Source organism: Phycisphaerae bacterium (assembly GCA_018003015.1).
Lineage (GTDB): Bacteria > Planctomycetota > Phycisphaerae > UBA1845 > PWPN01 > JAGNEZ01.
In genome coordinates this window covers 1-18,443 of the sequence record JAGNEZ010000031.1, presented here as the reverse complement: position 1 = coordinate 18,443, position 18,443 = coordinate 1, and the positions used below count along the sequence as shown (strand labels likewise).

Annotated in this window: 19 protein-coding genes and 1 tRNA gene; 9 read left to right on the top strand and 11 right to left on the bottom strand. The window is 62.8% G+C overall.

From position 1 onward, the window contains the following. Positions 1 to 100: 100 nt before the first annotated feature. The 6 genes from murA (at position 101) to KA354_14365 (ending at position 7,330) form a co-directional block, all read left to right on the top strand. Entirely contained in the window at positions 101 to 1,381 is a 1,281-nt protein-coding gene (murA, locus tag KA354_14390) for a UDP-N-acetylglucosamine 1-carboxyvinyltransferase (GenBank protein ID MBP7935832.1), read from the top strand. Positions 1,382 to 1,589: 208 nt separating this feature from the next. Further along, entirely contained in the window at positions 1,590 to 2,597 is a 1,008-nt protein-coding gene (locus tag KA354_14385; protein MBP7935831.1) for a hypothetical protein, read from the top strand. A gap of 63 nt (positions 2,598 to 2,660) precedes the next feature. Beyond that, the gene (locus tag KA354_14380; protein MBP7935830.1) at positions 2,661 to 3,800 is read left to right on the top strand and encodes an SUMF1/EgtB/PvdO family nonheme iron enzyme; all 1,140 of its coding nucleotides are present in this window, start codon (positions 2,661 to 2,663) and stop codon (positions 3,798 to 3,800) included. A 267-nt stretch (positions 3,801 to 4,067) separates the two neighbouring features. Next, positions 4,068 to 5,879: an N-acetylmuramoyl-L-alanine amidase gene (locus KA354_14375; protein ID MBP7935829.1), complete on the top strand. Its 1,812-nt coding sequence runs from the start codon at positions 4,068 to 4,070 to the stop codon at positions 5,877 to 5,879. A 71-nt stretch (positions 5,880 to 5,950) separates the two neighbouring features. Beyond that, positions 5,951 to 6,025: transfer RNA gene (locus KA354_14370), tRNA-Pro, on the top strand. Positions 6,026 to 6,133: 108 nt separating this feature from the next. After that, complete coding sequence (locus KA354_14365) at positions 6,134 to 7,330, top strand: site-specific integrase (protein ID MBP7935828.1); 1,197 nt, start codon at positions 6,134 to 6,136, stop codon at positions 7,328 to 7,330. A gap of 259 nt (positions 7,331 to 7,589) precedes the next feature. On the opposite strand, the gene KA354_14360 is transcribed toward KA354_14365, so the two are convergent. The 6 genes from KA354_14360 to KA354_14335 all read right to left on the bottom strand — a co-directional run bounded on the left by KA354_14360 (position 7,590) and on the right by KA354_14335 (position 12,965). Continuing rightward, entirely contained in the window at positions 7,590 to 9,005 is a 1,416-nt protein-coding gene (locus tag KA354_14360) for a hypothetical protein (GenBank protein ID MBP7935827.1), read from the bottom strand. A 347-nt stretch (positions 9,006 to 9,352) separates the two neighbouring features. Further along, positions 9,353 to 9,604: a hypothetical protein gene (locus tag KA354_14355; GenBank protein ID MBP7935826.1), complete on the bottom strand. Its 252-nt coding sequence runs from the start codon at positions 9,602 to 9,604 to the stop codon at positions 9,353 to 9,355. A gap of 108 nt (positions 9,605 to 9,712) precedes the next feature. Further along, positions 9,713 to 10,156, bottom strand: a complete 444-nt coding sequence (locus KA354_14350; protein MBP7935825.1) for a hypothetical protein — start codon at positions 10,154 to 10,156, stop codon at positions 9,713 to 9,715. Further along, positions 10,153 to 10,809, bottom strand: a complete 657-nt coding sequence (locus KA354_14345) for a VWA domain-containing protein (GenBank protein ID MBP7935824.1) — start codon at positions 10,807 to 10,809, stop codon at positions 10,153 to 10,155. The genes KA354_14350 and KA354_14345 overlap by 4 nt, the downstream gene beginning before the upstream one ends. A 72-nt stretch (positions 10,810 to 10,881) precedes the next feature. Next, on the bottom strand, positions 10,882 to 12,423 hold the full coding sequence (locus KA354_14340) for an Hsp70 family protein (GenBank protein MBP7935823.1): 1,542 nt from the start codon (positions 12,421 to 12,423) through the stop codon (positions 10,882 to 10,884). Positions 12,424 to 12,425: 2 nt separating this feature from the next. Next, positions 12,426 to 12,965 (bottom strand): hypothetical protein, encoded by a 540-nt coding sequence (locus KA354_14335; protein MBP7935822.1) that lies wholly within the window; start codon positions 12,963 to 12,965, stop codon positions 12,426 to 12,428. Between the two features lie 63 nt (positions 12,966 to 13,028). Here KA354_14335 and KA354_14330 point away from each other — a divergent pair, with 63 nt between their 5' ends. Further along, entirely contained in the window at positions 13,029 to 13,289 is a 261-nt protein-coding gene (locus KA354_14330) for a hypothetical protein (GenBank protein MBP7935821.1), read from the top strand. Between the two features lie 67 nt (positions 13,290 to 13,356). On the opposite strand, the gene KA354_14325 is transcribed toward KA354_14330, so the two are convergent. The 5 genes from KA354_14325 to KA354_14305 are packed head-to-tail and all read right to left on the bottom strand — an operon-like array spanning position 13,357 to position 17,015. Further along, the gene (locus KA354_14325) at positions 13,357 to 13,794 is read right to left on the bottom strand and encodes a hypothetical protein (protein ID MBP7935820.1); all 438 of its coding nucleotides are present in this window, start codon (positions 13,792 to 13,794) and stop codon (positions 13,357 to 13,359) included. 37 nt (positions 13,795 to 13,831) lie between these two features. After that, positions 13,832 to 15,952, bottom strand: a complete 2,121-nt coding sequence (locus tag KA354_14320; GenBank protein ID MBP7935819.1) for a DUF87 domain-containing protein — start codon at positions 15,950 to 15,952, stop codon at positions 13,832 to 13,834. 21 nt (positions 15,953 to 15,973) lie between these two features. Then, positions 15,974 to 16,420 (bottom strand): hypothetical protein, encoded by a 447-nt coding sequence (locus KA354_14315; protein ID MBP7935818.1) that lies wholly within the window; start codon positions 16,418 to 16,420, stop codon positions 15,974 to 15,976. 11 nt (positions 16,421 to 16,431) lie between these two features. Further along, a complete protein-coding gene (locus KA354_14310; GenBank protein MBP7935817.1) occupies positions 16,432 to 16,596 on the bottom strand; it encodes a hypothetical protein in 165 nt (54 codons plus the stop codon). Next, entirely contained in the window at positions 16,596 to 17,015 is a 420-nt protein-coding gene (locus tag KA354_14305; GenBank protein ID MBP7935816.1) for a hypothetical protein, read from the bottom strand. The genes KA354_14310 and KA354_14305 overlap by 1 nt, the downstream gene beginning before the upstream one ends. A gap of 170 nt (positions 17,016 to 17,185) precedes the next feature. On the opposite strand from KA354_14305, the gene KA354_14300 reads away from it, so the two are divergent. Continuing rightward, positions 17,186 to 17,542: a hypothetical protein gene (locus tag KA354_14300; GenBank protein ID MBP7935815.1), complete on the top strand. Its 357-nt coding sequence runs from the start codon at positions 17,186 to 17,188 to the stop codon at positions 17,540 to 17,542. 421 nt (positions 17,543 to 17,963) lie between these two features. Next, on the top strand, positions 17,964 to 18,335 hold the full coding sequence (locus tag KA354_14295; protein ID MBP7935814.1) for a hypothetical protein: 372 nt from the start codon (positions 17,964 to 17,966) through the stop codon (positions 18,333 to 18,335). The last annotated feature ends 108 nt before the right edge of the window (positions 18,336 to 18,443 follow it).

The following is an 18,443-nucleotide window of genomic DNA, read 5'->3' as shown; positions in this document are numbered from 1 at the left end:
GGGGGGGATGCCCCTGGGATAGTCGGGTGGGACCGACTGGGCTGGTTTGACGGAAGCGGGCCTATCCCGCCGCGGCGGACGGCATACGAGGGACGGATTCGTGGACTACTTTCAGATCGCCGGAGGCAAGCGCCTTCGCGGGACGGTTGAGATCAGCGGTTCGAAGAATGCGGCGTTGCCGATCATGGCTGCGTCGATTCTGTGCGAGGGGGAGGTTGTTCTGCACAACGTGCCCGACCTGGCCGACGTGCGGAGTATGGAGGTTCTGCTCAACAAGTTAGGTGTGGCCACCTCGCGGGAGTCTGGGGGGACGGTCCGGCTCAAGGTTCAGGACGAGATGAACTGCCATGCGGACTATGAGCTGGTTCGCAAGATGCGGGCGAGTGTTTGCGTCATGGGGCCGTTGCTGGCCAAGCGGCACAAGGCTCAGGTGAGCATGCCTGGTGGCTGCAATATTGGCGACCGGCCGATCAACCTGCACATTGCCGGTTTGACGGGGCTGGGAGCGGACACCGACCTGATGAGTGGCGACATTCTACTGAAGGCCAAGCGGCTGACGGGGGCGGAGTTGTTTTTGGGTGGCCCGTTTGGATCGACAGTGACGGGTACGGCGAACATTCTGATGGCGGCCACGCTGGCCGAGGGTCGGACGGTGATCGAATCGGCCGCTTGTGAGCCGGAGGTGACCGATCTGGCCAGTTTCTTGAAGGTATGTGGGGCTCAGATTTCGGGTGAGGGCTCCCCGCGGATCACGGTGGACGGGGTCAAGCAGCTGAAGGGGTGCGAGTACACGATCATTCCGGACCGGATTGAGGCTGGGACGTTCATGATCGCCGGGGCCATTACCAACGGTGACATTCGTTTGCGTAACTGCAGGCTGGAGCACCTTTTAGCGGTGGTTGACCGGCTCCGCCAGATCGGGGTGAACATTGAGCGGGAAGGTGAGGAAGTGGTGGTGTCGAGTTCCCGACGGCTGGAGCCGACCACGGTGACCTCGCAGCCTTATCCTGGTTTCCCGACGGATTTGCAGGCTCAGATCATGGCGTTGCTCTGCTTGGCGGACGGCAACAGCATCATTACCGAGAAGATTTACCCGGACCGGTTCATGCATGTGGCCGAGCTGAACCGTCTGGGGGCGATTTTGCGTAAGGAAGGGCCGACGGTGATTGTGGAAGGAGTGAAGCGGCTGATTGGGGCTCCGGTGATGGCGTCGGATTTAAGGGCTTCGGCGGCTCTGGTTCTGGCCGGTCTGGTGGCCAAGGGGGAGACGACGGTGAACCGGGTGTATCATATTGACCGCGGGTACGAGCGGATCGAGCGGAAACTGCGGCCGCTGGGGGCGGACATTGAGCGGTTGAATCGAGCGACCGAGGACAGCTGATTGAGGTGGCCGAGGCCGGTGGCGTATGTGGGAGTGGTGTGCCGGGGTGGTGTTTTCTGTCCGGGTTTTGGTGCAGTGGGACTTCGCGGGGGGGTGGAGCCGGGGTTGACAGGGCGGAGCGGATAAGTACAGTGTTGTGCGAGCCTCGCGCTGCCCGGCCCGGGTGGCGGAACGGCCGCGAAAGTCCCAGCAAAGGAGCAAAGACGTGGTGAGAGCCGAGCGAGAGTATGGCCGCCGGTCCAGCCGTTCCAGGCGGGCCGCCTGGATGACAATGTCGGCGGGGTTGGTGCTGGCGGGGGCGATCGGCTGCAGCCAGACCCCGCGGGAGCACGGTTATTTCAACCAGGGGAAGACCCAGATCCAGTTTTTCTCTCCCCCGGGGACGAACGTGACGGTGCGGGCTTGTTCGATTCGCAGCCATGAGGTTGCCGATTATGGTCCGTTTGAGAACCGGCTTGAGCAGACTCCCGAGGAGTTTGCGGTGTTCAATCTGCGGCCGGGCAGGTATGAGTTCAAGTACACCTCGGTGGATGGTTTGCCGGGGGCGAGCATTTACGGGGAGCTGGAGGTCATGTGGGCCAACAGCTCGGAGGCGGCGATGTTCCAGCGGCGGGCGTTCATTCCTGTCTCGCTTCCTTCGGAGGCCTACAAGAAGGCCGAGATCACCGGGAACGAGGTTTTCCCCTATCGTGGGGAAGCCTATCGCACCGCGATCGACGAGAATGACATCCGGCGGCTCAGGGAAGGCGACGTAGTTGAGAAGGTTTTCTTCGTAGCCGACATGGAGGCGGTGGCTCGGCAGAAGGACCAGACGGTGGAGGACCTGAAGGTTTTGGAGCGGAAGCTGGAGTACATCGAGGCCCGGTTCCGCAACAGCTACTACGACTTCCGGATTGACGTGAGTGACCCGAGCGCGAACTTCTGGCGGACGGACCGGGAGTTTATTCGCTGGGAGAAGGAACGGCAGGAGGCCCTGCAGAAGCAGGAGAAGCTTGAATCCCGGCTACGGCGGATGAACGCTCTGCTCAAGGGTGACACCGTGTTGACCCGCAAGGGGATGCTTGCCCTGGCGACTGAAGAGGTCGTGGCTTCGCACAAGGACGTGGCCAGAGCCTCGGGAGAAGTTGGCGAGGTGCTGCTGGTGATGCGAATCGGCGGGCGGCACATGAAGTGGAGCGACCCGAACCGCGAACTGGCGGGGGGGAAGAAGTACTGAGTCGCAAGGTTGCCGGAGCAGCTCCCCGGCCCGGATGGCCGGTGGTTAGGGAGGATACTTCGAATGGCGGCAGTCAATCGTGTTTGGACAGGTGGCCTGATGGCGTGTGCCCTGGCCGTGGTTCTGGCATCCGGATTCGGCTGCCACTGCAAGAACAAGAGCATGACCATCCTCCCGTCGCCCCTGGCAGACACGGCGGCGGTGCTTCCCGAGGGGGTTAGTCTGCCTGCCGGGTTCTACCCGCTGGCGGGTCACTACCAGCCGAACAGCCAGGATGACGACTACAACGGCTGGCCCCGATACATCGTGTCGGAGAAGGACGACATGATCATGGTTTACGTTCCCGCTCAGGCCATGGTGATGGGCGGGGGAGCGGGTCTGGACGAGGTGCCGGCGCGGACGGTCAGCGTCAGCCACTTCTACATTGACCTGCACGAGGTCAGCAACGCCCAGTTCAACCGGTTCTATCGCCTCGCGGTTCGGCAGGACGAGAAGGATTCGTCGTGGAGTCCGGAGCATCCGTTGCTGGCGAACGATCCTGACTATTGCGGAGCGATGGGGCGTCCGTGGCAGGTGACTCGGGCTTTCAAGGACTTTTGGAGGCCGAACGTCAACAATCTGCACCCGGTCAGGAATGTGTCCTGGTGGGAGGCCAACAGTTACAGCCGCTGGACGGGCAAGCAGCTCCCGACCGAGGCTCAATGGGAAGCTGCGGCCCGTGGTTCCGACCGGCGCAAGTACCCGTGGGGTAACCAGAGCACGAGTGAGGTGACGCGCTACCTGTGCAACAGCAAGACGCAGAAGGCCAACTACGACGGCTATGAGTACACCGCCCCGGTGGAGAGCTTCGCCGGCGGCGTGAGCCCGTTCGGGGTTTATCAGATGGCCGGCAATGTGGCTGAATGGTGCTCGGACTGGTACGACCCTGGTCGTTACGCCTATCCCAGCCTGGAGGATCCGCCGTCGGATGTCATTCGCGGCCCGAAGCTGTTTAGCGACCGGAACTACCCGAATCCGCAGGACAAGGATAACCGCAATGCGCGTGTAGGTCCGCTTCGCGGCGATCAGAGGGCGATTCGAGGCGGTTCTTTTGCCGACCCGATTGACAGCTGCCGGGTAGAGACCCGGGAGGCCGCTCGTCCCGACGCCCACCTGAATGACGTCGGGTTCCGTTGCATTCTGCCACTCGCCTCGGCTCAGTGATGAGCCTTTTGAGCCGACGTTCCGCCGGGTGGCGCTGACACGTGGACGTCGGGCATCACCGAGACGGAAGACAGGGAGCCAAGCGAATCCGCTTGGCTCTTTTCTTGTGTCCGCCTGGGTTCGCACGCCGCCGCGGACCCGGGGATGCGGGTGTGGGTTCCGGGGTTATCGGGCTTGCCGCGAGGTTGATTCTGCGGTCCTGTTACATCACAATGAGATAGAGCGAAGAGTCGCGGTGACTTGGTTTGACCCGGTGGAGGTGGAGGGATGAGGTGGTTGTCCCCAGCCCTGGCTGCAATCTCGGCCTTGTGGCTGAGCGTCACTGCCGTTGGGCTTGGGCAGACTGTTCAGATCCCGTTTGATGCTCCCGAGGGGGTTGTTTTCGTCAGCCGGCCATTGTTGCCCGGTGTGCTGGCACAGGAAGTGGTGGTCCGGGAGCTTCTGGCCGGTCCCTCCCCAGAGGAGGCAGCCAGAGGGTTGACCTCGCCGATTCTGCCGGATGTCCAGCTGGTGGAGTTCGTGTCTTCAGGGGAGGGGGTTACCATTGACCTGTCTCCGGAAGTGCTTAGCGGGCTTGGAGAGTCTTCGCTGACGGAGGTGTTTTCGCGGTTGCGGCTGGCCCTTGATTCGTTTCCGGAGATCCTGAGTGTTCGTCTGACCTGCTGCGGCAGCGTGTTGTCAGCCTACCTGCCTCCGACGAAGTTGGAGTCTGTTCCGCCCGCGTCGTTTCCAGTGTTGGGGGGCAAGGGGTGCGGCGAGGCGGCGACGGGACTGGCCGGCAAGATCATCACCATTGGTCCGTCGCACGGTCGGTTCCACAACGGGTCGGGCTGGTACTGGCAGCGGAGTGATCCGTGCGGTCTCGGGGAGGCGGTGTTGGAGGACACCAACTCGATCCGGCTGATGCAGTTTCTATATCAGTATCTGAACCAGGATGGGGCCACGGTGCACGTTCCGCGGCAGCTGGACGAGAGCGACTGCTGTCACTCGGCCACCGGTCTGGCGTGGTGGAAGATGGCCGCCCGCTACTGGCTCGAGCACAGCGGGCTTCCGTCCGCGGTGTGGGACAGCTCGGACACTCATCTCAATGACGACATCCGCGCTCGCCCGTTGTTTGCCGACTATCGGGGTTCGGACATCTACATTGCCCATCACACGAACGCGTATAAGGTGAACCAGGCCAGTGGTACCGAGGTCTATCGGGATACGGAGATGGAGCACCCTGCTCACGAAACCAACAGCTACAACCTGGCTCTGGCGATCAAGACGAACATTGAGTCCGCGATCCGCGACGTTTACGACAGCACGTGGCCGATTCGCAACGGTGGCCAGCCGCGTGACTCGGCCGGCGGTTTTGGCGAGATCCGGATTCCGAACCGGCCGGCGTGCCTGATCGAGCTGGCGTTTCACGACAACTGCAACAAGGACGCTGCTTACCTGACGGACAACTTTTTCCGGTCGACCGCCGAGTGGGGCGTCTACAAAGGCGTCTGCAGCTACTTCGGTGTCGCCCCCACCTGGGACCGGTACTCATGCGAGTACGTCAGCGACACGATCCCGGCGACGATGGCGGCCGGTGGGGTCTACGACGTTTCGGTCACGTTTCGCAATCGGGGCGTGGTCTGGTCGGTCGAGCGCGGCTTCAAGCTGGGAGCGGTGGGTGACAGCGATCCGTTCACGGTCAGCACGCGGTCGCCGGTGGCGGGTGAAGTGCGGCCGGGGCAGGCTTTCGCCTTCAGTTTCGCGCTGACCGCCCCTGCGGCGGCTGGCCGGTACACTACGGATTGGCGCATGGTCCGTGAAGCCGTGGCCTGGTTTGGTCCCACGGTAAGCCGTCAGATCCAGGTGATGTTGCCTCCTTCACCTGGTGATCTGGATGACGACAACGACGTTGATCTGGATGATCTGGCGATCATGCAGCGATGCCTAACTGGTTCTGGCGTCAACCAGGGTGATGCCGCCTGTGCCGAGTGTCTGATTGAAGGCAACGATGGCGACGTGGACGGTGAGGATCTGCGCAAGCTGGTCGGATGCATGTCCGGGGCGGGCATCAAGGCTGATCCGGATTGTGGCCGGTAGCGTCGAGAGGCCAGTGTTTGGGTGAATTGTCACTCGTTGATGCATTCGTTATACTGGGCATCAGTGTGTACCGGGGCGTAGCTCAGCCTGGCTAGAGCGCCTGGTTTGGGACCAGGAGGCCGCTGGTTCAAATCCAGTCGCCCCGATTCTTAAGTGGCTTTTCTATGGCCACTTACGGCAACATGCCCTTCTCTTGGATTTCCCCGTTTCTGATGATAAAATGGCATCTCTGATGATACGAGGAGGATGCCAGCATGCCACGACAGGCCCAACCCCACTACGAGGAGAAGCGGAACCAGTGGTACATCTACGTCAACTACGAGAAGAAATACCTGTGCAGTGGGAAAGGAAATTGGGCCGAAGCGGCAAGAAGGGCTGAGCAGTTCCTGGGGAAGCCCGCTCACCTGGGCGAAGCCGAGACCATCGCCCAAGCGATCGAGCAGTGGCTCGTCAAGAACGGAACCGACTGGAAGCGAGAGCGGTTGATCCCGTGGAACCGGTTCGCTGGAGGCATGCGGCTCGCTGAACTGAACGAAGAGCATCTCGTTGACTTCCTCGCCCACCTCCGCAAGACGGGATACACGAGGGTCTACCAGAAGCGCACGCCAGATCAGCACGGCAAGATCCCGAACGCTCGGAAGAAGAAGTTTGAGTACTCGGCAAAGAACCTGCGGACGATGATCGGCCTCGCCCACGCCGTTCTCGTCTGGGCAGCGGAGCCCCCCCGTCGGTGGCTGGACGTGATTCCAAGACGTCCGGACGACATTCCTCCCCCGAGGAAACTGTATCGAGACGTGGCACGGCCGAGACTCCGTGAAGCCTTTGCCGATCTGCCGAAGCGATCATCACCAATCTGCCGATTCATCGTGAACGTTGGTTGCCGACCCGGGGAGGCGTGTCAGCTCAAATGGTCGCACGTTGACCTGGAGGGATGGACCTGCCGCTTGGCCGAACACAAGACAGAGGAGTCTACGGGCCAGGACCGTATCCTCTACCTCACCCCCGCCGCAGTCGAGATCTTGCGGGATCAGCCGCGAGTCGGCGTGTACGTTTTCCTCAACCGGTTCGGCCGCCCCTACAAACCGAACGGCTTGCGGTCCATTCTCCGCCGTCGAGGCATCACAGGAGGGTACGCATTGCGACACACTTACGCCCAGAGTGCTCGCGAGGCAGGTGTCGAACTGGATGTGTTGCAGAAACACCTCGGACACAAACACCTTTCTACGACCCAAGTGTACGCTCAGGTGCGCGATCCCCAGGCCGCCCGGGTGGCCCGAGCCCTGCCCTCGCCGCTGCAAGCTCCGCCTGTCGACAGTAGTATTCCTGAGACTTCCGCCGCCGCGCTTCCTGAATCCCAAGAAGCCGATCGATGGACTCGACAAAGACATAGTAAGGCCCCCGCTCGCCACAAAGCTGGACGGCACGCAACTTCCCAGCTTCGATCAGCCTGAGAATTGTGCGCGTGCTGCACCCGATTCGCTTGGCGGCCTCGGAGACCTTGATGGTAACAGAGTCAGTCATGAATCACGTACATTCGTCTCGGCGCAGGCACGCGCCGTCGTGCTGACCGCAGTTGCCTCCAGGCCAACCTGCCGCTACTTCGATACGCTTCCCTCCCTCATAAGAGTGAGAGAATGTTTTCACAGAAACCACACTTCCAGCTTCGAAACCAAAACGCTAGGTCGGTGACATGATCATCACGAGGGCATGTCAACATACATCAGCTTGAGCACCACCACCTGTTCCTCCAGGGCCGCCACCATTGCCACCATCGCCACTCGCGGAAAGAGCGGACGACGGGCTGACGTCGCTGCGGCGGGCGTTCGGAGGGGCCCAGGTGGCATTTGTGGCGATAGGGGCATTTTCAAGCGGTATGCACAGACCGTACCTCGACGCGACTCGGGAGAGCTGCTGGACCGTAACCCGGTGGTATGACCGCCGACCACCGCCGGTCTTGTGGGTGAGCACGCCATACCGCTTCAGTACGCTGGCCACGCGGTGCGGCGTCCAGCGCGAGAACGTCACAGGATCGGTCTTCTTCGCACGCTCAAGGACGTCTTTCGGCGTCACGTCGGTCTGCTGCCAGATGACGCACTCGGCCAGCACGGTCAGGAGCGTTTCGTCCGGCTCGGGGGCAGCGTCTTCAAGACCGATATCGACGGCTCGACCGGCGAATTCACGCAGGCCGGAAACGAGACCCACAGCGCTGGCTCGTTCGCAGATAACGGCCAGGGCGAACAGCGGCCGCCACAGTTCCGCGTCACGGCCACTCATCGTCCGGGTCAACTCGTCCTGGGCTCTGGCCACACGCACGATCTCACCGGCGTGGGTCAATGTAAAGGCGTGCAGATCGTCGCGGAGCCCCTGCCACACCTCAGGATCAGCATCCAATCGTGCCTGTACCTGGGAATGGTCCCCACGGGCCCGCAGCATTCTCAACTGGATACAACGGCTGGCGAGGGCAGGCGGGAGATCACCGATGCTCCCCATCGCCTTGGGGCCGTAAACATCGAACTGGACGGCGCGAAAACCATCACCGTCTTTTTGAAGGCGGTGGACATGCCCCCCGGCTTTGTAGCCGGCCAGAAGCGCGGTCCGCAGCTCGGAGGCCTGGGAACCCTTCTCGGCCAGACGCTCGTTCTCATCGAGCAGGAACGTGCCCCCACTCTCATGCAGGGTTCGGTAAAGCACCCCGGCGGTCAGCGAACTGGCCAGCGTGGGACGCCAGACCAGCCGCGAAAGGACCTCCAGTAGCCGGGTCTTGCCGCTGCCCAGCGGTCCCGTGATGTGGAGATAGGGTACGGCCGGCCAAGCCGGAAAGCAGTACGTGAGCATGGTCCACAACGCCACTGTGGCACAGGCGCCCGCGGCATCCTCATCAGGAAGCACCACGAAACGGCGTATCGTCTCGGAGAGGCAATGGAACAGCCCTGCCGCATCTGGGGTTTTACCCTCCAGCCATTGCTTACGGCCCACGGTGCTCCAGTGCGGTGCCAAGCCGGGTTGCGGTGCACCGGGTCGGGGCTCGAACCAGAGCCGACCGCCGTTGGGCAGGTCCAGCATCTCCAACAACGGCCGGACCTCGCGCCGGCCATCGGACCACTGCAGGTACTGAGACCACATCACGAAGGGTTTTCCGCCGAGATGCGTGAGGGCTGTCTCCGTCAGGCCAGCCACCTCGGGATGGAAGAACAACTGCGGCCGACAGACTTCTGTCCCGCCAGCTTCTTCCCCGGCAGCAGGGAATCGTGGCCGGGCAACCTGTGCGAGCTCGATTGGGGAGGATGCGATGGCATCACTCGTGGCCTGTGCGATGGATATGCCCCCCAGGCCGAGAGCCGATCTGTCGGTGGAGCGAAGCTGCGGCACCGTTTTCACCGCACGGTTTCCGCCAGAGGCGTCTGCCTCTTGGTTTGTCCTTGCCATTTCCCACCTCTCTGAGCATGGCCACCCGGACCTGCTCATCCGGCTGGCTACTCCTCCTTCAGGAGGAGCTCGCGCATGGCCCACTGGACCGCGAGCTGCAGGTGCGGGAGGTCCCGGGCTGTGTAGTGGTTCGAGGATTGCCATTGCCCGCTGCCGTCCTGGTAGCGGCGGGTGATGCCGACGCTGAACCAGAGCCGGCCCCCGTTATCGTTCTCCTTCTTTTCCTGAGGCCAGATCGCAACGTGGACGCGATCGAACTGCTTACTGGCCAGCGGTTGCTGGTTAACGGGTCGTTCCATGTCTATTGCTCCTACAACAAGGGTCTCGCCGTCGGAGCCGAGACCCTTCACCTCGTCTATGTGAGATAAGTTTCGTCAGAAATCATTCCTGCAAACCTCGAATCGCCCTCACGGAAGCCCGCCGACCGCGGTACTGAGGAGCAGGAGGTTGACGAGGCAGATCAAGACGAAGATCAACGCGGCCACCAAGCGCTCTTTGGTGACGGCCCGTTGTCCCCAGACGGCGCCTTCCTGCCGCCGCGGACGGGTCGGTGAAGCATGTCTGGACGGGCACGAACCATTCAGCGACCGGTGGCGAATGAGCTCTGACGCGGCCTGCCCCATGTTGCCCGAGGGCTTGATCAGCTCCGGCCGCGATTTGCCGGTCAGCTTGTGATACGCGTCCTGCAGCACCGCCAGGGCGTTCTTGGCGACCTCGCGCTCATCCGGGTTGGTGTCGTGCTGAGCCCGGAGCATGTACGGGCGAGACTGCTCGGCGTAGGCCCGCTCAACGTCCTGCTGGGTGAACTTGCGGGGCAGTCCCAGGTTCTGACGGGCTTCTTCCGGGCTCATGACTTGCTCCGATACACCAGCCGATTGGCGATCTCCGTGCGGAAATAGTGCGACATCTCGTCCGCGTCGGTGATGAACCGGTAGAGCACCTTGCCGTTGAGGACACTCGCAGCCGCTCTTAAGTAATCCTCGGCTACCTCTGCAGGATCGTTGCCCACGCCGATCGTCTCGATAATCGCTCCCCGCCGCTTGAGCTTGTCGGCCGCACTCGTGGGGTCGCCGCCATGGCCGTCCGAGAGCATCACGATGTGAGCCGCTCCGCTGCCCGGTACGATCGTGCCGGCCAGGATCAGGGGCACCGCCAGGCTCGTGCCGCCCCCGCCGGTGATCGATCGGATCGCTTTCTCGATCGTCGAACCATGGTCTCTGCATCGCGTCGGGGGCAGGACGAGGTGGGCGTCGTCGTGGAAGGCGATGACGGCAATCTGGTCATCGGCCTTGAGAGCCCGCCGCGTGTCCAGCAGTCGGAGGATGGCGTCCTGAGCCGCACCCAGGCGGTGCGTGCGACCGCACTCCTCGTTCATGCTGCCCGAGCAGTCCAGGAGGACCAGGAGGAACTCGTTCAGGATGGCGGCTGTGGATTTCGCCTGCGTAGGCGTGAGTTTGATCAGTCCGCGAGCTACTTGTTCGAGATAACTGTTCTTGAGGATCATGGGTTTTCTCCGGGAGAAGTCAGAGGAATGGGGGGAGGGCCACCTGTTTGGCAGCCCTCCGCCCCGGTTGGGTCAGTTGTGCGGCGTCTTCGCGATCAGGTGGGCGAGGCCGCGTTTGATGTCGCTGGTGCTCTTCTTGCTGACAGTGTCGGTGACGGTGATGTGCAGCGTCCCGTCCGCTGCGAGACCGTACTTGACGCGGATCCGGTCCACCAGCGGGCCGGGCGGCAGATCCTTCAAAACCATCTCGCCGATGACGTTGCACTCCGACGGCGGCACGTGGTGCCGGCCCTGCGTGATCACCACGGGGGCCTCGGTCTGCGTCTCTTGCTGCAGCGCGAACATGTCCTCTTGCTCAGCGGGCAGGGGTGTGTTCGGCGGGATGATGACGCAGTTCAGTTCCACGTCCTTGACGAACGCCAGGCAGCCCAGACCGTGCGCGTTGACATCCACTATCTTGGGTGCGGGCGGGAGAACCTTCCTACCTTCGGTGTCGACGACCGCCAGCTTGGCATCGACGCCCAGCCGGGCCGCGAAGATGGCCGCACCCATGGCCACCGCCTCGTCCGGCTTGGCGTCGGTGCGCGGCTTCTTGCCGAACAGCTCGGTGAGCATCTCGCGCACCAGTGGGATACGGCTGGAGCCGCCCACCAGCAGCACATCTTTGATGTCCTTGGGCTGAAGCTTGGCCGCGTCCAGGGCCCGCTGCGTGATCATCCGGGTCCGCTCCACCAGGGGCGCGATCAGTGCGTTGAACTCCGCCCGCGTGATGTCGAATACCAGCCGCTTGCCCGAGGCAGAGACCATGAAGCTGGCTGTCTCGGCCTGGCTGAGAGTCTTCTTGGCGATCTCGCACTTGGCCAGGGTCTCCAGGTGGGCGGGCAGGTCGGTCTGCGGGCTGATCTCCACGCCGTGCTCGGCCTTGAAGGCCTGGGCGACTTTCTCGATGAGGAGGTTATCGATGTCAGAGCCTCCCAGATCGCGGTCGCCGTCAGTGGCCATCACCTGGAAATTGCCCCCGCAAATGTCCAGGATAGTCGTGTCGAACGTGCCGCCGCCAAAGTCAAACACCACGAGCCGCCCGTCCTCGCCATGGTCGACGCCGAAAGCCAACCCCGCCGCAGTGGGCTCGTTGATGATGCCGAGGACCTTGACGCCGGCCAGCTCCCCAGCCCGGCGAGTGGCCACTCGGGGCGGATCGTCGAAGTACGCCGGCACGGTGATGACCACACCGGCCACGTGGACGCCGAGGCCGGCCTCGACGCTGTCTACCAGGTAGCGGATGATCAGGGCGGAAATCTCCTCTGGCACATAGGTCTTGCCGCTGGTGGGGTGGATGAGGACGTTGACCGGGTTGCCCTGGGCGTCGCGCTTGCCCATGGAGCGCTTCACCAGGCGAACGCTGAACTCCGGCGCGAAGGCCAGCTCATTGAGTGCCGCGGTGCCCACCACCGGCCGCTGCTCATCCCGCAGGTTGACCACCGAGGGCGTCAACAGCTCGCCATCGGCATTGGCCAACATCCTGACCTTGGTGTCTGCCTCATAGATCGCAACGCCCGAGAGCGTCGTGCCCAGGTCGATCCCGATCACGACGCCATTTCCTTTCGGTTTCATGTTCAGCACTCCTTCTTGAAAACAATGACCTGCTCGTGACGAAATACGGCGCCGTTCCAGGTCACGCCGACACGGACGATTCGAGCCACATGCCCGTCCAGTTCCGGTTTGGACGTACGCTCGACTCCCACGACGCGCTGTAACTGGGGATTGAAGGGCCCGGCAGACCCTTGGATCGGGTGGACATCGAGCGTACGCAGGATCATGAAGATCTCGGTGACGAACGACCGGACCGCCGCGTCGTACGTCTCGAAGAGCTGACGGGACCCCAGGTGCAACGCCAGCTCGGGATTCCGGTGATACCCGGTAGCCAGGAACTCACCTTCGTCGTGAATGCGGTCCAGCAGCGCCAGCGACTGGTCGATCACCGGCCGCAGAGCGGCCTGACGGTTGGCTGTCAAAGCCGCCTCGGCCAACTGGGAGCCAATTGCGGTCCAGTGCTCCGCCGAGATCTGGGTCAGGCATTCGCTGAGCCGAGCGGGCAGGGCTTCCAGGCGTTGGGTGATGGCGGTCTGCAGCTCGCAGGCATGCCCGTCGATCAAGCGGGCCAGGTCCTCTCCTATCTTCTGGGCGGCTAGGCTGATCTGGTCCTCCCCTGGAGGCCCATGCTGCAGGAGAAGTTCGACGAGTTCATCCGCCACGCGCTGCACGTGGCAGGCAACGTGCTGTTCCAGCCGCTGAACAACGAGCGCAGCCAGACCATCCAGCACGCCGGCGTCTGCGAGCGGCGGCGCGGGCATTGTTTCACCACCAGGCAAGCCCACCTGGCCGCGGTGATCACCGGCTTTGGCGCCGTCCGGTACGCCTGGAGATGCCGGATGGTCAGCCGGCCTTCCGCGAGGGGGCGGTCTGCCCTCCATGGGTGAGTCCGGCTTTTTCTTGCCGTTGAATGGATTTCGCATAACGGGGTCCTCCAGTGAAAAAGGAACAGGTTTACCGGTTCCGCAAGGCCTTGATGGCCAACAGTGCCGCGTAGACGCACAGACACAGGATCGCGAGGTGACGATGCTCGATGGCCCGGTTCGGATCCCCGGTCAGGTCCGTGAGGCTGAGCGTGGTGTGCAACCGCTCACTTACGAGGGCCAGGGCAATGATGGTTGCGGGCACCAGGAAGAGCTCGGACCGGAACCGACGGGTCTGTTGCGCGGCGGCTTGTGGGCGGGGCAACATGAGGAAGCCCCAAAGCCCGATGAGAATGGCGCCCGCGGCCAACCACTCATAGTGTGGTGAAAGCGACTGGGGCCTCTGGACGAATGGCAGCGTGTCCATGACGCAGAAGCCCTGGCCACCGCGGACCCAAAGACCAAGTTCGCAGAGCAACCAAATGAGAAATACGATCTTCGCCGCTCGCATGGCATCTCCCTTACGCATGTAATTCCCCTCACAAGGAAGAAGGACAGAAAGTTTCTCAGGAAGTGAATTGGTCAATCCGGCAGGTCTTGATCTGCGGGAGGTAGGGAGCGACGCGCGGGTCCTGCTGCAGCAGACCCTCCACGGCTCTGCAATCCTTGGTAACCGGGCACAGGAAGAACAGCTCCTGTACGCCGCCGGGAACCGCGAGCGAGTTCAGGGCGTTGCTCACCACGTTGGAGTGCGACAGGGTGACCTCGAAACCGGTCGCGACGCCGGCCGGACTGCGGCCATAGACGTCGACGGCGTGAAGGTTCTGGCCGATCCGAAACTCGGTCTGGACATACGACCAGTTCTGTGCACTGAGGTATCGCGAGACCCGGTTGATCAGAACGGTGTGCAGGAAGCTGCCGTGGCCGATGTAATGCAGGGGCTTGGCGAGCTGGAGAGTCTGCCATCCATAGTCCGCTACTTCCATGAAAGAGTACTTGGCCGAACCCAGTCGGATCTCGTGCACCACCAGGAGACCCTGGGCCGCCAGCGACTGGGCGAGTTTCTCCAGGATCTTGTAGTTGTGGATATTCAGCCGGGCCTGGCGTTCTTTCATCCAGTCATCCCTGTGGTGAGCGCAGTCTAGCAGCAAATCATATTGATCCTGGGTCAACGACGGGCCCGTCGACGACGTGGGGGAAGGGTTCGTCGGGGCCGGCTTGGGCAGGTTGAGCTCCGCAACCAGGGACGGGTAATCCGCCAAAGGCCTGGAAGGGGACGCCGGGAAGGTGGCCCTTTTGGGGGCCATCAGCCGTTGGCGGGTGGGCTCGTCGATGGCATCCTTGACCAGCTCGGGCGGATCCAGATCCACGAGAAAGGCATCCGTGTACGTGCCGCCTTTGCCGATCTCGCGGACCAGGGCCTGCCCTCTCCCCAGCCGGGGAATCATGGTTTTGGCCTCGTACGGCAGATTCAGTGTGCGGGCAGCGACATCGACGCTGAGGGCGTCACTCAGCCCGCCGACCACGTACATGCTCTTGGCCGCCGCGAGGACTGCCCGGGAAATGTCCGGCAGCAGGTGGGAGACGACCAGGAAGGCAACCCCTGTCTCCCGGGCACGCAGCAACTGGTTGGCCAGGGGGGCGATGCCGTTCGTTGAGGCCCGGTCAGCGGCCTGGCTCAGCACCAGTTGAGCCTCGTCCAGCACCACCAGCACCTCCAGTCCGGCATTGTGGATGTTCCGGGCGGCACGCGTGCGGATAATCCGCTCGATGGAGAGGCTGATGATGAATTGCTGGGCAGACACTGGGAGCGTATCCAGTTGCACGACCGCAATGCCCCCGGGTGACAGCAGATGCGTGTCCAGGTCGATGCCGTCGGAGGTGTCAAAAACCGAGCCCGTATCCTCCAACAGTCCGCGCAACTCGTTCACCAGGCTGGCCTTGTACTCGGCCTCCTTGCCGAACCGGGGGCCGCGCATTTGTCCGAAGTAATCAAGCACACTAAACAAGCTGGGCCACGGTTTGGTGGGATCCTGATCCACACCGAAGTGCCGGCACAAACGGAGGGTCGCGTCCAGGAACAGGTGGCGGGATTTCTGCAGGCCGCGGTATCCGCAGAAGTAGTCTGCCACGGTGGCCAGCCAGGCCTGCAGGGCCACGCCCGCCGGCGGCGAGAGAATCTGGAACCTGAGTTCCTCGCGGGCCTTGTGCACGTGGATGGCCGACCCCGGCAGGGAGGCCATGTTGGTGAAATCCCCCTTGACGTCGAACGCCAGCGTGGTCGCGCCGGGCAGGCAGCGGTGGGTCCGGGCCACGATGTTCTGAACCAGCGAGGTCTTGCCGCCGCCGGCAATCCCGGTCACCACCATGCTCCCGCAGTCGGCTAGGCGCGGGCCGAACAGCACCCCTGTTTCTGTGGTCTGACCGACGGTGAAGTCGGGCAGCATCTGGGGATCATAAAGCTCCTCGATGGCCGGCGGCGGCGCCAGCCGATTGGGGGCCAGACGCTGCTCCTGTTCGTGCTCGTCCAGCCAGGTGCTGATCAGGTCAGCCAGCGCAGGGTTGCGGGGATCGAATTCCAGGTGCCCGAGGTAGCTGTCGATGGTGGGATCCCGGCGCGCCCCCAGTGCCTCGGCACGTCGCTGAAGACCAAGGAGGCGATGCCAATCGTTGTCCGTGACGTCCATCGTCTGACTCCGGCGGCCGGATTACCCAGTTTCTTGCCAGAAGAGCCAGCGGGCTGCGTGAGCCAGCTTGCCGGTGACGGCGGCCTTGAACGCCTTGTTTTGTTCCCGAAGGTGACAGCGGGTGCAGATCCGAGTCTTTCCGTCATCGCAAGGTGAGGAGTGCTTCCAGCAGCAAGCCGTGCCGCACGCGCAGACGAAGTAATGGGTCTTGCAGACGTTCGGGCGATCGCCTTCCTTGGCACATTCCGCGCAGACGCCCGCAACCTCGGCGTCGGGCCAGTAGCAGCCGCAGGCCAGTTCGATCTTCTGATTCACGACCACGACATCCACGTCAACGCCGGGGCCCGGGCCGGTCTGCTTGGTGAAACTGCCTTGCGTGTTCTGGCTGCCGTCTCCACGAGTGAACTCGGAGATGACGGTCTCCCGGGTCACGGGAACGCGGCGAACTGGTGGTGGTGAATACGGCATGGTTCCCTCCGCTATTGCCCGAGAATGGCCTGGGCGTGCTTGACCAGCCACAACAGGGCGATGCCGGCGATGTACACGAGGCCGAACGACGCCATCACCATGATGATCGAGACCGCCAGGACGAAAGTCTTGCGGGCAACTTCACTGACGCTGTTGATGGTCTTGTCCCAGTCCATCACTTTGCCCCCTCCTTCCCGTCAGAATTGCTTGCGGGCTCCGCCGGGGCAATAGTCCTGTGCTCAAAGGGCCGAGCTGCCACGATCGCCTGCAGGCAGCCATCAGCGCCCTGGTCGAAGCGTGCCTGAAATCGGCGGCCGACCAAGGATTTCAGTTCGAAGGACTGGCCGTCGGCCACGCGCACCCGGAACCCGTCGGCCAAAAACCGGCACAACGGACTGTTCGGGGTCAGCACCGCCGGCAGGTCGTAGTTCAGGATGCGGCCGGCCTGGCGGACATCCTCGATGACGCCCAGCTCGAACCGCACGACGATTCGGCTCAACCGGCGGACAGCCAGGACGACGAGAATGAGCCATCCTCGCGTCGGGAGCGGGGGGTATTCTTGCATGATCATGAGTGACGAGGGCTTGCGGGGCATGGACGTTCTCCTCTGAAGGCGCGCAGATTGGTTATGGAACCACACCAGAAGAGGTCGGGAATGTTTCTGCTGGATGTTTCTGGCGAGAAGGCTATTGGGGAGGAGCAGTCCTGCCGGACTGCCCGGGGGACGTCGAACGTGCCACGAGGCAATGATCGAGAGGATGATCCGTGCGTACCCCGAACGTCATGATGGTGATGGCCAGGTGTGCCGGCTCGAAACAGGGCTTTGGCTTGAAGTTCAAGCGGAAGTGGTGGAATAAGTGGGTGGCGATAGAAGCCTTCCCGCTGGCGGAGGCGGTGACGAACCGCGGCGGCTACGGTCAGGCCGCAATCACCGGGTCGATCGTGCTGGATTCCCCCTTCCAGGGATGCCCGTATTGCGGCAATCCCAACATCTTCCGATGTGGCTGCGGTAAGGTGTTTTGCTGGGATGGCAAGAGCCGCATCGTGACCTGCCCATGGTGCGGCCAGACTGGCGAACTGAGCGGCATCCTGGATACGCTGACCGCGTGTGAAGATCTGTGAACTGCGGCTCTCAGCGGCGATGTTCCCCGTCCTCATCGGGCGGCGGGGCCTGAGCCGCCTCCTCGCTGGGGTTGGACTCCTCGACCCGCATCCGGCTGCCCGCTTCACGACGCCACTAAGGATCGACAATCCACTAGGGGCCTCTCCGGGTCTCGCTGCCAAGGCCACCTATCGCACGGAAACGCCTGTTCGTCAAAGGCTTGCGTCCTTCTTCCGGCCTATGACCTCACGGATTGCTTCTGCTGCATGGGCCCGCAACCGACGGCTGCATAGAAACGAGGTAACCGGCCGTTAGAACCTTGTGCCTCTTTCCGGTACACTCGAGTTTCCACTCCACAGCCATTGGAACGCTTCTGGGCTGCGGCTACAATGGCCACTGCAGACGGCGATGTAAAGATTGGGGCGCCAGAGGGTTACCCGCTTGCCACGAATCCTGGACAACATCGAGGAGCATCTCCTGCCCGCGTTGCGAGACACGCTGGGCGTTTCTGAACGGGCGGATTTCTGCGTCGGCTACTTCAACCTGCGCGGCTGGAAGCTGATCGACTCCTATGTCGAGCGGTGGGCTGGTGGTGACGACCACTGCTGCCGACTCCTCGTGGGGATGCAGCGGCTGCCGGAAGAAGAACTCCGGCTGGCCATGAGCCTGACCAAGCGGGACACGGAAATCGACAACGCGACGGCCCTTCGTCTGAAGAAGCGGCTTGCCGAGGAGTTTCGGGACCAGCTCACCGTGGGCATCCCTACGGCAGAGGATGAGACCGGCCTGCGCCGACTAGTACTACAACGCTAAGAAAGCTCAAGAAACCTCATGCGACCAGCCGATGGGTAGTTCGAGTGGAACTCGAACACAGGAGGCCCTGGGCATGGACGCCGACACGATTCTCCGGATAAGGCCGGC